The sequence below is a fragment of the Bacillus sp. FSL W8-0116 genome, from assembly GCF_038003825.1.
Lineage (GTDB): Bacteria > Bacillota > Bacilli > Bacillales > DSM-4216 > Bacillus_O > Bacillus_O smithii.
In genome coordinates this window covers 2,945,480-2,961,027 of sequence record NZ_JBBOPY010000001.1, presented here as the reverse complement: position 1 = coordinate 2,961,027, position 15,548 = coordinate 2,945,480, and the positions used below count along the sequence as shown (strand labels likewise).

Here is a 15,548-nt window from a genome sequence, read left to right as displayed (position 1 = left end):
TGAAAAGGAGACCCGGCCGCCTCCCGGAAGCAAGGCAATTCCGTCCGTCTCCTGTTTTTAAGATGGATCTTTCGATTTTTTGAACTGCTCGTGAGCTTCTTTTACGATCGATTCAATCGAAAAAGGATATTTTTGATCCTCTTGCTCGATCGATCGGCTCTCTCCCGGCCAAAAAAGATGGAGCAAAAATTCAATATTTCCGTCTCCTCCTGTAATGGGAGAGTACGATAAATTTTTGACTATATATCCTTCTTTGGCAGCAAAATCGATTGTTTGTTCGATTACTTCTTGATGAACGCGAGGATCACGAACGATTCCTTTTTTTCCTACTTGTTCCCTTCCCGCTTCAAACTGCGGTTTAATTAAGGCAATGCAATCACTGGAAGGCACCAGCACTTTTTTCAACACCGGAAAAATCAATCGCAATGAGATAAATGAAACATCAATGGTAGCAAAATTAGGCAAGCCTTTTGTAAAATTTTCCGGCTGTACATAGCGAAAATTAGTACGTTCCATGACCACTACGCGTTCATCTTTTCTCAATTTCCATGCTAATTGATTATATCCGACGTCCAATGCATACGACATTTTTGCTCCGTTTTGAAGAGCACAATCCGTAAATCCTCCGGTAGAAGCCCCGATATCCAATAAAATTTTTCCTTTTATATCCACATCAAATTCTTTTAATGCTTTTTCTAGCTTTAAACCTCCACGGCTAACATATGGCAACGGATTTCCCTTTATTTCTAAAGGAATGTCCTCCGGAACCTTGTCTCCCGGTTTTTCAAGCCTAGTCTCGTTGGAGAAAACGGTTCCCGCCATGATTGCTCTTTTTGCTTTTTCTCTTGTCTCTATTAATCCTCTTTCCACAAGTAGCACATCTAGTCGCTGTTTTTTTACTTTCATAATCAAGCCCTTTTCTTTTTTTCTGGAATGATGGAATGAAGAATCTTCACTGCATGTTCAAAAGTAAGATCCATTTCTTCCAGCAACTTGTTGACACTGCCATGTTCAATAAAACGGTCCGGTATTCCCATGCGTTCAATGACGGTATGGTGGAAACCACGGTCGTGGGCAAATTCCATCACCGCGCTTCCAAATCCCCCTTGAAGAACCGCTTCTTCGATCGTGAGAATAGGGATGTTTTCCTTTAAAATCGAGAGCAGCATCTCTTCATCAAGCGGCTTAATAAAGCGGGCATTGATCACTTTGACAGACTGCCCCTGCTTCTCCAATTCTTTCGCTGCCTCCAATGCCATAGGAATGGTCGTGCCAAAAGTAAGAATAGCCGCATCTTTGCCCTCTTTCAACACTTCCCATGTTCCAATCGGAATGGCTGTAAATTCCTCGTCCATTGGTACGCCTAGCCCGTTTCCGCGGGGGAATCTCATCGCAATGGGCCCATCATCATATTGCAACGCGGTATACACCATGTTTTGGCCTTCATTTTCGTCCTTTGGCATCATTAAAACAAGATTAGGCAAGCTCCTTAAAAAGGCAATATCAAAGACTCCTTGATGCGTTTCCCCGTCTGCACCCACAAGTCCGGCGCGGTCAATACCAATGAACACATTCAAATTAGGACGGCATATATCATGAACTACCTGGTCATATGCTCTTTGCAAAAAGGTGGAATATATAGCTAAATAAGGTTTCATGCCTTGTGTAGCTAAACCGGCGGCCATAGTGGCTGCATGCTGCTCTGCAATTCCAACATCAAACATCCGATCCGGAAATTCTTCGGCAAACCCAAGCAATTTCGATCCGACCGGCATTGCCGGAGTAATCGCCACAATTCGTTTGTCCGTTCTGGCCAATTTTCGGACGGTTTCACTGATCACTGCACTCCAAGCCGGAGGAGCATCTACCGGTTTGATGATATCCCCTGTTTCAATCTTATATGTTCCGGTTCCATGCCATGTTCCTTTTCTGTCCGACTCGGCAGGCTGGTACCCTTTCCCTTTTTTCGTAATGACGTGAAGAAGCACAGGTCCCTTTGTTTTTTTGGCATACTGAATATTTTCAATCAATTCATGAAAATCGTGGCCGTTAATCGGACCAAAATATTTGAACCCGAGTTCTTCAAAAAAAACGCCATTGACAACCAAATATTTCAAGCTGTCTTTTAACCTCTCAGCCGTTTGGGCAATCTTTCCCCCTACAGCCGGGATTTTTTTCAATAATTGTTCTAATTCGTCCTTCACTCGATTATATTTCCCCGCTGTTCGCAATCTGCCCAACATACTGTGAAGAGCGCCTACATTTGGAGCGATCGACATTTCATTGTCATTTAAGACGACGATCATGTCTTTTTTTTCGTGACCAATATGATTCAGCGCCTCTAATGCCATTCCTCCTGTTAACGCTCCGTCTCCAATAACGGGTACAATGTAAGACGATTCATTTTTTAAATCTCTGGCAATGGCCATTCCCATCGCTGCAGATAACGAAGTGGAACTATGGCCCGTTTCCCAAACATCATGTTCACTTTCAGAATGCTTTGGAAAACCAGAGAGGCCTTTATATTGGCGAAGCGTATCAAATTGATCAGCGCGCCCCGTCAAAATTTTATGGACATAAGACTGGTGGCCGACGTCCCATAGAATTTTGTCCTGTGGACTTTGAAAACAACGATGGAGCGCAATGGTTAACTCCACTACCCCAAGATTGGGTCCGATATGCCCGCCTGTTTTAGAAAGTTTTTCGATTAGAAATTGACGTATATCAGCACTTAATGCTTCTAATTCTTGTATGCTTAAATTTCGTAAAAAAGAAGGGTCTTTTATTGATAATAGATCCAATAGGATCACTCGCTTTCATTCTGTTCAGATTTCAATGATTCTGCTTAACAAGATTAAGACCGCTTCCCAAACATTGGAAGAAGCCATTTGTTTAGGAGCATCTGCCTCAAAAACTCAATGCAATAATCTCAATACATCGAACGGAAAGCACAAGAACGGTGGAAAAAAACGCTCACACCTTTATGACAGCAGCTCTTTTCTTCGACCGCTTAAACGCCCGCATCATCCCGATATTCAAATCGGGCATTTCAGCTGCCGTCTTTTCCTAAAGCCTCCGTCCGCAAAGCCTTATCCGCTTTTTTCGTGTATGAGAGATTTCATTTTTCGGCAGTGCCTTTATTGATATGACTGGAACCTGAGCTGTCGAACAGCATCTCGATAATGCTAATGTCACTTTGTATTTGATCATATCACAAAACGAATGACCCCACAAACCATTTTGAGAGATAGTGCACTCCTTTATCCGGAGACTCGAATCTCCATTGAAAAACAATGTAGACTAACCGGATATACCCGATTGGTTCGACTCATCATCAGAGAAGGATGCAAACACTCCCGATGATGGAAATTTCACGTCATTAGCTGTCCCTGGTGGCAATCATTAGGGCAATATCTTTTAAAAGAGCTGTCTCAATGTCTAAACGGTTCAACTCTTCTATCGCTTGATGGACATGTTCTTTTAATTTTTCTCTCGCCCCTCTAACGGTTAATAAAGCCGGATACGTATTTTTGTGATTCGCTATATCACTTCCGACTCTTTTTCCGAGTTTTTCTTCTGAGCCGACTATGTCCAATATATCATCTTGAATTTGAAACGCAATTCCGATGTGGTAGGCATATTTTTCGAAAACAGCCAATTCCGCTTCCGTTGCCCCGCCGATCAAAGCCCCGGCTCTTACGCTAAAGGCAATCAATCGCCCGGTTTTATTTCTATGAACGGCTTCTAGTTCCTCTAAAGTGAGAGCTTTTTTTTCACCTTCCATATCTGCGACTTGTCCCGCTACCATTCCTTCTGGTCCGGCCGCTTTAGCTAATTGCTCTATGATAGCCACTTTTTCTTTTTCTGACAAGTCAGGTGATTGAGCGATAATTTGAAAAGCGTACGTTAAGAGCGCATCTCCTGCCAAAATAGCGTTTGCCTCTCCGTAAACTTTATGGTTCGTCGGTTTTCCCCGGCGCAAATCGTCATCATCCATACTTGGCAAGTCGTCATGGATTAAAGAATAAGTATGAATCATTTCGAGAGCGGCTGCTGCATCCATTCCCCTTTCAGGGTCTTTCCCAAAACTGTTAATAGCAGCAAATAAAAGAACCGGACGTATTCTTTTTCCGCCCGCCTGTAAAGAATAATCCATCGCTTCTTTTAAAACGGGAGGAGAGTCCAAAGAGGAAATATAAAATCTTAATTTCTGTTCTATTTTTTGTTTGTATTCTTTCATAAAATCGGCCAACGTAGATTGGGACAATGTCTACTCCTCCTCTTGAATGCGAAATTCTCTTTCGCCTTCTTCAGTCATGAGCTTTGCTACCTGTTCTTCCGCATCTTGCAATTTATCATGGCAAAGCTTAGAAAGTTCCATACCTTTTTTATAGATTGAAATCGCTTCTTCCAATGGAACATTTCCTTCTTCCAGCTTTCTCACAATGTCCTCCAATTGTTCCATCGCTTGTTCAAATGATAGTTCCTGCTCAATTGCCATTATGATCCCTCCTTACTTCCGTTACTCGGCAATCCAATTGACCGTCTGAAAGACGGATTTGAATATTGTCTCCTCGATCCACTTGTTCGGTGCTTTTGATGACCGTTTGATCTTCCGAAAACACAACGCCATAACCTCTTTCCATAATTTTCATAGGATTGAGGGTGCTAAAAACCGATAAAGTATTTCCCAGCTTTTTCTTATGCTCATTCAAATAGCGAACCATTTGTTTGTGAAGCTCAAGCTGCTGATGTTCTACATTTTCTGAAGCTAGTTGAATTCGTTTTCCCGGATGATGTTTGAATAGTTGTTTGCTCAAATAAGAATAATAATCTTGCAAACGATGAAACTGAAATCTCTGTTCCCTTATTAATTTTTCCGTCAGCCTGTCCACTTTCTCCATTTTCTGAACGTATATCGATGCCGGATTGCGCAAAACATAGGAATCCTTCAGCGCTTCATAACGTTTTCGTTCTCTATTTACCTTTTCTGAAACGGCCCGAATCAAGCGCATTTTTTTCGTCAACACTTTCTCCAATACGTCCTCTATTTGCGGTACGGCCAATTCAGCGGCTCCCGTTGGCGTCGGCGCTCTCATATCGGCAACGAAATCCGCGATGGTGAAATCCGTTTCATGTCCGACGGCGGATATAACCGGGATACGGGAATGGTGAATGGCTCTGGCCACCACTTCTTCATTGAATGCCCATAACTCCTCGATCGATCCACCGCCACGGCCAACGATCAGAACATCAATCTCTTCATTGCGATTCGCTTCAGCAATGGCTTTCGCCACAGAACTAGCGGCATTTTCTCCTTGAACAAGCGCCGGATAAACATATACTTTAGTGATGGGAAATCGTCTTTTAATGGTCGTTATAATATCACGAATGGCGGCTCCCGTCGGAGAAGTAACGACTCCAACAGCCGCAGGAAATGACGGGATTTTTTTCTTTATTTCCTGACGAAAGAGGCCTTCTTTTTCCAATTTTTCTTTCAATTGTTCAAAGGCCAGAAACAATTCGCCAATCCCGTCCGGCTGCATTTCCTTGACATAAATTTGATACTGGCCGCTCGCTTCATATACCGTGATTTCCCCTTTAACTAACACTTGCATGCCATTTTCAGGTTGAAATTTTAATCGTCTATTCATCGTGGAAAACATCACGGCCAAAATTCTCGCCTGGTCGTCCTTTAACGTAAAATACATATGTCCGCTCGTATGCTGTTTGAAATTGGAAATTTCACCTTTTACCATGACGTTTCGAAGGTACGGATCCGCATCGAATTTTCTTTTGAGATATTTCGTTAATGCCTTCACCGTTAAATACGCTGGCTGATTCATAAAAAATCACCTTTTCGTCTTTTTCCCGGCTACGGCTGCCGGAATGTCATAAGAAAAGCTGCATTCCACGCCAATCGCTGGAAGGCAGCCTTCTTTTTTATTATTGTACTATGAATCAATTGGAAATGCGATCTTTTACCATTCTTTTGGCTGATTGAACCGTATTGTAAAGCAACATCGTAATCGTCATCGGTCCAACTCCACCAGGCACAGGAGTAATGAAGCTTGCTTTTTCTCGAACGGATTCAAAGTCAACGTCCCCGCAAAGCTTTCCGTTTTCGTCGCGGTTCATACCGACATCAACGATGACAGCCCCTTCTTTCACATCTTCTGCTTTTAAAAATTTCGCTTTTCCAACTGCCGCTATGATGATATCGGCTTGTTTCGTATGATACGAAAGATCTTCTGTTTTAGAATGACAATAAGTGACAGTCGCATTACGCTGAAGTAATAAAAGTCCGGCAGGCTTTCCAACAATGTTGCTCCGCCCAATGACAACTGCCCGTTTTCCTTGCAAATCGATCTGTTCCCTTTCCAGCAGTTTCATAATGCCATATGGGGTACACGGCAAAAACCCTTCTTTTCTTATTACCATTTTCCCAACGTTCACCGGATGAAACCCATCGACATCTTTTTCTGGAGAAATCGTGTCAATGACTTTTGATTCGGAAATGTGACCAGGAAGCGGCAGCTGAACAAGAATGCCATGAATTCGCTTATCCTCATTCAATTCGCGGATTTTATCGAGCAGCTCGGCTTCCGAAATGGCAGCAGGGTATTTATAAATTTCCGAATGAATGCCTACTTCCTTACAGCCTTTTTCTTTATTCCTTACATACGTATGGGATGCGGGATCATCTCCGACCAGTATCACGGCAAGACCCGGAACAACACCTTGCGCTTTTACTTCATCCACTTCTTTTTTTATTTCTTCACGAATTTCCTTTGCCGCCGCTTTCCCATCAATTAGTTTGCCTGCCAATGCTTTTCGCCTCCTATTTATTCTCTAGCGACTTTTTAATTCTTGATAAAACACCGTTAATAAATTTTCCTGAACGTTCGTCTCCAAATCGTTTGCCGATTTCTACTGCCTCATTGATTGCCACATTGGCGGGAACATCTTCCCGATATTTCATTTCGTAGACAGCCAATCTTAAAATATTGCGGTCGACTTTTGCCAAGCGGTCAAATGACCAATTTTCCAAATGCTGTTTAATGCAGTCATCTATTTCATCCAGATGTTCATATGTACCGAGTACACATTGATGCACATAACTGTCGTCCACTTCTTCAGGGACTACATTTCGGATAGCTTCCGCTGGATTTGCACCGCTTACATCGATCTGATATAACGCTTGCAGACTTTTTTCGCGCGCTTCTCTTCTGTTCATTCGTGTTCTCCTTCTTTTTATGTATTTCTTGCTGGTATTATATCAAGACAATCAAAAATGAGAAAAGAAGTTCCGATCAATTAAGCAACCATTTGCATAACGGCACGTACAAAAAGAGGCCGACCCAAAAAGACCCGCCCCTCCTTATCATTCAGGAGTTGTTGTCTTTATCCAGACAAAGATGAGGAGGGACATGATCCTCGGCATGGGGTCAGCTATTTTTACACTTCTTGTTCAATTTCGCCGTCATTCGTTTTCGTTTCAAATTGTACTCCTACAATATGGACATTTACTTCATCAGCCTCAAGCGATGTCATATTGAGCAGCGCCTGGCGAATACTGTCTTGAACTTTTTGAGCTACAGACGGGATGGAGATGCCAAAATGGACGACACAATAGACGTCCACCTTCATGCTTTCGTCTGTCAACTCTACTTTTACACCTTTCCCATGATTTTTCCGTCCTAAACGTTCCGCTACACCCGACGCAAAACTTCCGCGCATTTGAGCAACGCCCTCTACTTCAGAAGCGGCAATTCCGGCAATCACTTCAATGACTTCAGGCGCAATCTCTATTTTCCCCAGCTCATTTTCATCATTGTTCATTTCCAACAGTTGGTTATTTTCAACCATTTTCTGCACCTCCGGGCATATTATGTGTTCATCACATCATACATCTCAAGAAACTTTGTATTAAAGTCTCCTTCCACGAACTTTTCATGCGCTAATAATTTCAAATGAAACGGAATGGTTGTATGAACACCATCAATGACAAACTCGCTTAAAGCACGTTTCATCCGGGCGATCGCTTCTTCACGAGTATCGCCGTAAGCAATTAATTTGGCGATCATAGAATCGTAATAAGGAGGAATCATATAGCCTGGATACGCAGCGGAATCCACACGAACTCCAAGCCCTCCCGGCGGCAAATACATTTGGATTCTGCCCGGGGAAGGCATGAAATTTTTCTCAGGATTCTCTGCATTGATACGGCATTCAATCGCCCATCCATGAAAAGTCACGTCTTCTTGTTTAAGGGAAAGTTGTTCTCCAGAAGCGATACGAATTTGTTCTTTCACAAGATCAACGCCAGTAACCAGTTCTGTTACAGGATGCTCCACTTGAATCCGGGTATTCATTTCCATGAAATAAAATTGGCGATTACGATAATCATAAATAAATTCTATCGTACCGGCTCCTGTATAATCAACCGCCTTTGCCGCTTTCACGGCTGCTTCTCCCATTTCTTTTCGAATTTCACCGTCTAAAGCAGGCGATGGAGATTCTTCCAACAATTTTTGCAGACGTCTTTGAATCGAACAATCCCGTTCACCTAAATGAATGACGTTGCCGTATTGATCTGCCAAAATTTGGATTTCTACATGTCGGAAATCTTCAATGTATTTTTCGATGTATACACCGGGGTTGCCAAAAGCAGTAGCCGCTTCTTGTTGAGTAATATTGATTCCTTTTTCCAAATCCTGTGGATTTCTGGCGACGCGAATGCCTTTTCCGCCACCGCCTGCAGTTGCTTTTATAATCACAGGATAGCCAATTTCCTCAGCCAGTGATAGGGCTTCATCGATGTTTTTGATAATCCCATGAGATCCCGGAACGATTGGAACACCGGCTTTTTTCATCGTTTCTCTCGCTACATCTTTCGTTCCCATTTTAGAAATGGCTTCCGGTGAAGGCCCAACAAACGTGATATTGCATTCACGGCATAATTCTGCGAAATCGGCGTTTTCCGACAAAAATCCATATCCAGGGTGAATCGCATCACAGTTAGTCAAGGTGGCTACGCTGATGATATTCGTCATGTTCAAATAGCTTTCTTTTGATGTCTTCGGACCAACGCAATAAGCTTCATCCGCAAGCTGGACATGGAGCGCTTCTTTATCTGCTTCCGAATAAATGGCGACAGTCTCTATACCTAATTCCCGACAAGCACGAATAATTCGGACCGCTATTTCCCCACGGTTCGCAACCAGTAGTTTTTTTATCATGCCGATCTCTCCTTATTCTGTTTTCACTAGAAACAACGGTTGCCCATATTCCACCAATTGTCCGTCTTTTACTAGCACTTCCACAATTTCTCCGTCTACTTCTGCCTCTATTTCATTAAATAACTTCATTGCTTCTATAATGCAAACCACTGTATTTTTCTGTACTTTTGATCCTACTTTTACGTAAGGATCAGCGTCTGGAGACGGAGATTGATAAAACGTTCCGACCATTGGAGATGTAATTTTATGTAATGCTGAGTCCGTATTGGATGTTTCTGTTTTCTCTTGTGCCGTCTCTGTCGAAGCTTTTTCCAAAGCCGCCTGTTCTTTTGGCGCCGCTACTTGGCCGGCAACAGGCTGCAGAGATGCTGCAGGTTGAACAGAAACAGGCTCTTGCTGTACATATGTAACACCGGCACGCTTTTTCATTTGGATTTTAGCGCCGTCTTCTTCGTATACAAACTCGTCAATGCTTGATTGATCGACAAGCTTAATTAGCTCCCTAATTTCTTGGACTTTCATTTTTAGCACCCTTTCTTAAATAATGACTAAATAATAAGCCTAATTAATAACATCATACGATAAGAATTTGTGAAAAGACAAGAACAGCTTTATTCATGTTTCCATGAATATTCCTATTTTAGCCGTTTTCCATGCAATAATAAAGATCTGGATTCTTTTTCTTCCTCTCGGACTTTTTCAGTTTTCGCCAAAACAAATGACAATCCTGCTTTTCGAAAAAGAAAAAATTCATATACTTTTTTTCGTAAGACGATCAAGTCCCACTCTTTGAAAACCAAATACGTTAAAAATCATTCAGCCCACAAATAAAACCTTGTCTCAAAATGAATGACAAGGCTCCATTCCTAACACGGAATATTCAGAAAACATTTGTTGTTTGAATCCCTTTTGACTTCAATGAGATTTCTTCTTCATTCCTCGCTTTGAGGACTTTTTCATACAATATCACTGATTTATCGTCCGCCGTTTTCCATTCCTATAGACTGTTCTTATATGCTATTTAGAAGGCTGGAATTCCACGGCAATTGGCAAATATTGATTATCCATTTCTTTTTCAACAAGGTGAATGATCTCGTTCGCATCTTTAGCGGAATGTTCATTCGATTTTACTGTAATTAATATTTGCTTTCCGTCATCGCGAACCAGCGCATCTTTATATCCTTTCGATTTGATCAGCGTTTCAAGAACATTTTCTTTTGTTGCCATTTCCGTCAGCTTTTCCATCTCGTCATAAGCCTTGTTTTTTTCTTCAGGAGACAAATCAGAGGAAGCTAATTTGTTGGTCAGCTCTTCCCGCAATTTGCTGCGTTCATCTTGAATTTCCAGACGCAGAGCTTCGAAAGCTTCATCCCCCGCAGATTTCGTAATGACTTCCACATTATGGTTTTTGGCCGATTTATCTTTTGCCGATTCATCCGCTGCTGGATTGGTTTGTTTTTGTTCTGCCAATTCGCCGCCGTTTTTCGGCTGTTCGGGAGAAGTAATGTAATATACCGATAGCACCACAACTAGGCTAAGCATGGTTAATAGCCATACAGTCTGTTTTTTTAAAAGCATTTTTCAGAATCCTCCTTCTATTTTTTAGGCATTACGGCCACTCTGTAGCTAGGAACATCCAATACCCTCGTAACCGCTTCAATAATCCATTTTTTGACTTCAATGTTTTCTGCTCCTTCCGCTACAACTAGAACCCCGCGTATTTTCGGTTTCATCGTTTCTACGACGAGCGGTTCATCCGTTTCACCTTTTTGGACCATCACCACGTTTTCTTCTTTTGTTTCATCTTGAATGGTTCTTTTCCCTCCTTGTTTATCCTTTTCTTCCGTTGTTTGCTTTTGGGTTTTCGTGTTTTTTTCCAATACTTTTTTTTCTGTTGCTTCTACATTTACGACAACCGTGACATTATTGACGCCCAGCATTTCATCAAGTGCTTCTTTTAGTTGATTTTCATACTGAGTTTCGTAATCTTGGATGTTTTTCGGCTTTGTTTTCTTATCTGTCGCAAAGGTTTCCACATCTTTTTGCGAAGGGGGCTGCACAGTTGTCGTAACTGCCTGATTTTTCTTGTTCCACATATCACTTGCGGCCATCAAGGCGGCTCCAATAACGGCGGCGACCACCAAAAACAGTAATTTGTTCTTTTTCTTATCGTTCTTCCCATCGCCTAGTTTTAGCGGGAGCCATTTTTTATCAGAACTGTTTTTAGAATCCATGCCCATCCGTCCCCTCTTCATCCAGTACCACGATTTTTTCCGGATCCTCTCCCCACTGTTTGGCTAAAAAAGCAGCGATTTTTTTCTCTTCTTCATGCGGCTTTGAACTTCGAGAATCGTGAATGTCGATATTGACCTCTTGAACAGATTCTGTCATTCCGTCTTTTGCGTCTTTTAAAACCACCTTGATTTTATTTATATCCTCCTGCTTATACCCATGTTGATCTTTCATTTCCACTTGAATATCCACAATTTCTTTTTTGTACTTCTTCATCAGCTCCTTTTCCACCGAATGTTTTAATTGGACAGCCATCTGTTTTAAAATATATTCACGCTGAGACGCTTGTATTTCATTTTTCTTTTGATTCAATTGATTTTCTGTTTCCCAGGTTTCTCCGCCGCTCGTTTTGATCGCCGAAACGATTTCTTGCTGGAATTGGCCGGAAAACACCGAGAGCAGCGGCGTTAACAGGACAACGATTAAAATAAGTCCAACGATGATTTTCAAATATTTTTGATAAGTCGAAGAGGGAAGCAGCATTTCGATGGTGACAGCAAATAATAGCAAAAGAATGATGTTGGCAATCCATTTCGAAAAAAAATCCATGTCAACCTCCTAGCGCATCATCATCGTGATATTTCCGGCTGTCACAATTATCGTAATACAGAGAAAAAACATGATGGAAACAATCGCCAAAGCGGCAAAGACATAAAGAATGCTTTTGCTCATAATATCTAAGCAAGTTATGACGGGGCCTGCTCCAATCGGCTGCAGAACAGCGGCGGCCACCTTATAGATCAAGGCGATGAGCAAAATTTTTACTGCTGGAAAAGCGGCAATAATGAGTATGATCGCCATACCGGCTATACCGACCGTATTTTTTAACAACACGGATGCGCTGATGACGGTATCGGCCGTTTCTGTGAGCATCCGTCCGATAACAGGGACAAAATTACCTGTTACAAATTTCGCGGTCCTCACAGCCAGGCCATCCGTCACAGCGGTGGCGGTCCCTTGAACGGAAACGACTCCCAGAAAAACGGCCATCAAAATCCCTAAAAGACCGATGCTCCAATTTCTTAATAAGGAGGCAAGCTGAGTGGCTTTATACTCTTTAGAAAACAAACTGACCATGCTGACTACGACAGATAGAAAAAGCAGGGGAAACACAATGTTTTGAATAAACAGCCCGCTCGTATTCATTAAAAAGATCATAACGGGATGGAAAAAGGCAGCGGAAACAGCTCCCCCCGATGCAGCAATAAGCGCAAGAAGCAAAGGAATAAAAGCCAATGAAAAATGAGTCATCCGTTCAATCGATTCTTTTGAATATTGAATGGCAATGTGAAAACTATTCAATGCAATGACAATCAGCACCATAAAAACAACGGCATACGCCACTTTACTGACGGTCCCCTGCTCAAAAGCATTTTGAAGCGATTGCAGAAGGGCGCATAAAACAGTGAGCACAATCAACGATCCCAAAAGTTTTCCACTCTTTAACACTTCTTGAATAGAAAATTTGACTATGGCTGAAAACCATGCTTGGATGGAAAACTGCTTTTCGCCTTTTAAATAATCCATAAGGGATCCTGTTTGAGATTCAGGAAGATATCCGCCATATTCATTGACTACTTCTTTCCAATATTGCATCAGCTCATCTACCCCTAGGTTTTCCAGCTGGGTTTGCACCATTTCCTTTTGGGAAGGGTGTTCATGAGAATCCGAAGAACCTTCCGCATGGACAACAGTTCCAGAAAAGGCAAAAGAATAGAGAGCGAAGACGAAAAGCATTGAATAGACACGCAATCTTTTTCACCATCCTAAAAGGGCTCTGTCCTACTTTCCTCGACCGGAACAAAAGTCCCAGATAACGCATTCAGGTTAAAAGTCGGATGACGTTTTTCCTCTTGAGTAATGGTCGACGATGAATATTGATTTTTATTTTGCCGGAATTAAAGAAATAATCGTCTCGAGCAGGACTGATAAAATAGGAACAGCCATGGCCAATATCAAGATTTTTCCTGCTAATTCCACCTTTGATGCCAGAGACGAAAGTCCCGCATCCTTTGATATTTGAGAAGCCAGTTCGGCAATATAGGCGATCCCGATGATTTTCAAAATCGTCTCCACATACACCATGTTGATGTCTGTTTTGGAAGCAATTTCACGAATCATTTGAATAATGGATTGAATTTGATCGATTAAAAACAAAAAAATTCCAACACTGACAAATAGAACAAGCAATACAGCAAAATTGGGCTTTTGTTCTTTTAAGAGGAGAGTTAAAAATACTGTAATAAGCGCGATCCCCACAATTTTGATTATGTCAATCTTCCTCTCCCCCTTTTCTACTGAAACAAAAATACAGATTTGATTTTTTCAAACAAGTCCCCAACGATGGTGGCAACAACAAACAAAATATAGATAAATCCAAATAATGTAACCCACTGGGCATACTCTTTTTTTCCTACTTGGTCCAAAATCGTATGCAAGAAGGCGACAACGAGTCCGACACCGGCGATTTTAAAAATAATATCCACATCTATCCCCATGTACGATTCCCCCTGGTTTTAGAAAAGCAAAAGGACCAAAAGCAGCCCTACTAATATGCTTAAACTTTTGTACATTTTTTCGTATTTTTTTTGATTTTCCCGCGCTTCTTCCTCTTCTCTTTGCAAATGGGCAAGGGTCAGAAGAATGTGCTTCTGCTGGGTCAGAAGGTCATGTTTGCCTAACGATCCGCCAAATTGTTCTATAATTTCATATTCCGGCCGCTTAAAGGCTGCCTTATTTCTGATAAAATGGAGACTGTTTTTCCATGCTTCATCGACTGAAATTTCTGTCGATAAAATCGTTTCTGCAAAAGTAAGGAACAACTGGGAGACAGGGAATCCGAACTGATGACCGATTTTTCTCGCTGCTTCATGCAAAGGGGTATGCCCGTACATAATTTCCGCCTCCAACGACTGCAGCGCCGCGATCATCATTTTCAATTGCTTCGTCCGATCGGCTAATTGTTTTGCTTGTTCGAATCCGAACCAGCAAGCGGACCCCAGAATCAAGATGGCACCAATCCATTTCATCCTTTTTCCACCCTCATTTGGCGGGACAGCCGTTGCCCTTTTTCTCCTCTAATGACGGAAATAGTACCGGGACCTTTTTCTCGTGTCAGTTCCACATACCTTTCGATTAATTGCCGATTGACAATATCAGCAAGAAGAGGGCGTTTTTGAATCTCTTCAAGAGAATCTCCGTGTGTCGTCATGACAAGCTTTACCCCTGCATTGACCGCTTCCAGCACAGCCATTCGATCCTCTTCCCGCCCGATTTCATCTACTACTAAAACATCCGGACTCATCGAACGAATCATCATCATCATGCCTTCCGCTTTTGGACATGCATCCAACACATCCACTCTTGGTCCAAAGGAAAGCTGAGGAATCCCAAACATACAGCCGGCGATTTCGGAACGTTCATCGACAATTCCTACTTTTAAGGATGGAATATTCAATTGGTCACAACCGGTCGAAACGACTCTGGCGATATCACGGAGAAGAGTCGTTTTTCCTGTCTGGGGAGCCCCGATAATCATCGTATGTTTCCATCCTTTTTCAAATAAAAAAGGGATAAGAGGACGTGAAATCCCTATGATCTCCCGGGCAATTCTTATATTAAAAGAGGACAAATGGCGCAATCCCTTGACTTGTCCATTTTCAAGGATGACTTTTCCCGCCAGCCCCACTCGATGCCCTCCTTCGATGGTAATGTACCCCCGTTTCAATTCTTCTTCCAGCGTATAAAAAGAATGGTGGCTTATTTTACTCATAAACGTTTCCCCGTCCTCTTTCGTGACAACATGAGAAAGAAACAGGGGGCGTCCCATGACAGCGATCTCAAGCGGACGACCAATTCTCATACGGATCTCTTCCACTTTCATCCAATAATTGTCGGGCAGTCGCTTCATTTCATCCGCAATTGTCTTTGGCAAATAATCAAAAATTTCTTCCACATTCATTCCTCCTAGTACAAGCCCCCTCTACTACAAATATATTTTCGATCGAAGGAAGT

General features: G+C 42.1%; 18 protein-coding genes. All 18 read right to left on the bottom strand.

Annotated elements, in window-relative coordinates; all coding sequences use genetic code 11:
* Nucleotides 1–57: 57 nt before the first annotated feature.
* A complete protein-coding gene (locus N1I86_RS14105; RefSeq protein WP_003355287.1) occupies nucleotides 58–906 on the bottom strand; it encodes a TlyA family RNA methyltransferase in 849 nt (282 codons plus the stop codon).
* 2 nt (nucleotides 907–908) lie between these two features.
* Nucleotides 909–2,801, bottom strand: a complete 1,893-nt coding sequence (gene dxs / locus N1I86_RS14100) for a 1-deoxy-D-xylulose-5-phosphate synthase (RefSeq protein WP_341097370.1) — start codon at nucleotides 2,799–2,801, stop codon at nucleotides 909–911.
* 578 nt (nucleotides 2,802–3,379) lie between these two features.
* Nucleotides 3,380–4,267 carry a polyprenyl synthetase family protein gene (locus N1I86_RS14095; RefSeq protein WP_341096818.1) on the bottom strand — a complete coding sequence of 296 codons (888 nt, stop codon included), beginning with the start codon at nucleotides 4,265–4,267 and terminating at the stop codon, nucleotides 3,380–3,382.
* A gap of 3 nt (nucleotides 4,268–4,270) precedes the next feature.
* Complete coding sequence (gene xseB / locus N1I86_RS14090; protein ID WP_003355290.1) at nucleotides 4,271–4,501, bottom strand: exodeoxyribonuclease VII small subunit; 231 nt, start codon at nucleotides 4,499–4,501, stop codon at nucleotides 4,271–4,273.
* Nucleotides 4,491–5,846, bottom strand: coding sequence for an exodeoxyribonuclease VII large subunit (gene xseA, locus N1I86_RS14085; protein ID WP_341096817.1), 1,356 nt, complete (start codon nucleotides 5,844–5,846; stop codon nucleotides 4,491–4,493). The genes xseB and xseA overlap by 11 nt, the downstream gene beginning before the upstream one ends.
* Nucleotides 5,847–5,961: 115 nt before the next feature.
* Nucleotides 5,962–6,828: a bifunctional methylenetetrahydrofolate dehydrogenase/methenyltetrahydrofolate cyclohydrolase FolD gene (folD, locus tag N1I86_RS14080; RefSeq protein ID WP_341096816.1), complete on the bottom strand. Its 867-nt coding sequence runs from the start codon at nucleotides 6,826–6,828 to the stop codon at nucleotides 5,962–5,964.
* A 13-nt stretch (nucleotides 6,829–6,841) separates the two neighbouring features.
* Nucleotides 6,842–7,237 carry a transcription antitermination factor NusB gene (gene nusB, locus N1I86_RS14075; RefSeq protein WP_003355294.1) on the bottom strand — a complete coding sequence of 132 codons (396 nt, stop codon included), beginning with the start codon at nucleotides 7,235–7,237 and terminating at the stop codon, nucleotides 6,842–6,844.
* Between the two features lie 221 nt (nucleotides 7,238–7,458).
* Nucleotides 7,459–7,869 (bottom strand): Asp23/Gls24 family envelope stress response protein, encoded by a 411-nt coding sequence (locus tag N1I86_RS14070; RefSeq protein ID WP_003355295.1) that lies wholly within the window; start codon nucleotides 7,867–7,869, stop codon nucleotides 7,459–7,461.
* A 20-nt stretch (nucleotides 7,870–7,889) separates the two neighbouring features.
* Nucleotides 7,890–9,242: an acetyl-CoA carboxylase biotin carboxylase subunit gene (accC, locus tag N1I86_RS14065; RefSeq protein ID WP_003355296.1), complete on the bottom strand. Its 1,353-nt coding sequence runs from the start codon at nucleotides 9,240–9,242 to the stop codon at nucleotides 7,890–7,892.
* 12 nt (nucleotides 9,243–9,254) lie between these two features.
* Entirely contained in the window at nucleotides 9,255–9,764 is a 510-nt protein-coding gene (gene accB / locus N1I86_RS14060) for an acetyl-CoA carboxylase biotin carboxyl carrier protein (RefSeq protein ID WP_340395950.1), read from the bottom strand.
* Nucleotides 9,765–10,259: 495 nt separating this feature from the next.
* A complete protein-coding gene (locus tag N1I86_RS14055) occupies nucleotides 10,260–10,820 on the bottom strand; it encodes a SpoIIIAH-like family protein (protein ID WP_048623662.1) in 561 nt (186 codons plus the stop codon).
* A gap of 17 nt (nucleotides 10,821–10,837) precedes the next feature.
* Nucleotides 10,838–11,482, bottom strand: a complete 645-nt coding sequence (spoIIIAG, locus tag N1I86_RS14050) for a stage III sporulation protein AG (RefSeq protein ID WP_003355299.1) — start codon at nucleotides 11,480–11,482, stop codon at nucleotides 10,838–10,840.
* Nucleotides 11,466–12,083, bottom strand: coding sequence for a stage III sporulation protein AF (spoIIIAF, locus tag N1I86_RS14045; protein ID WP_341096813.1), 618 nt, complete (start codon nucleotides 12,081–12,083; stop codon nucleotides 11,466–11,468). The genes spoIIIAG and spoIIIAF overlap by 17 nt, the downstream gene beginning before the upstream one ends.
* Nucleotides 12,084–12,092: 9 nt before the next feature.
* Nucleotides 12,093–13,286, bottom strand: coding sequence for a stage III sporulation protein AE (gene spoIIIAE, locus N1I86_RS14040; RefSeq protein WP_341096811.1), 1,194 nt, complete (start codon nucleotides 13,284–13,286; stop codon nucleotides 12,093–12,095).
* A 132-nt stretch (nucleotides 13,287–13,418) separates the two neighbouring features.
* On the bottom strand, nucleotides 13,419–13,802 hold the full coding sequence (spoIIIAD, locus tag N1I86_RS14035; protein ID WP_040341766.1) for a stage III sporulation protein AD: 384 nt from the start codon (nucleotides 13,800–13,802) through the stop codon (nucleotides 13,419–13,421).
* A 26-nt stretch (nucleotides 13,803–13,828) separates the two neighbouring features.
* The gene (spoIIIAC, locus tag N1I86_RS14030) at nucleotides 13,829–14,032 is read right to left on the bottom strand and encodes a stage III sporulation protein AC (protein ID WP_003355303.1); all 204 of its coding nucleotides are present in this window, start codon (nucleotides 14,030–14,032) and stop codon (nucleotides 13,829–13,831) included.
* Nucleotides 14,033–14,050: 18 nt separating this feature from the next.
* On the bottom strand, nucleotides 14,051–14,563 hold the full coding sequence (gene spoIIIAB / locus N1I86_RS14025; RefSeq protein ID WP_003355305.1) for a stage III sporulation protein SpoIIIAB: 513 nt from the start codon (nucleotides 14,561–14,563) through the stop codon (nucleotides 14,051–14,053).
* On the bottom strand, nucleotides 14,560–15,489 hold the full coding sequence (gene spoIIIAA / locus N1I86_RS14020) for a stage III sporulation protein AA (protein WP_341096810.1): 930 nt from the start codon (nucleotides 15,487–15,489) through the stop codon (nucleotides 14,560–14,562). The genes spoIIIAB and spoIIIAA overlap by 4 nt, the downstream gene beginning before the upstream one ends.
* Nucleotides 15,490–15,548: the final 59 nt, after the last annotated feature.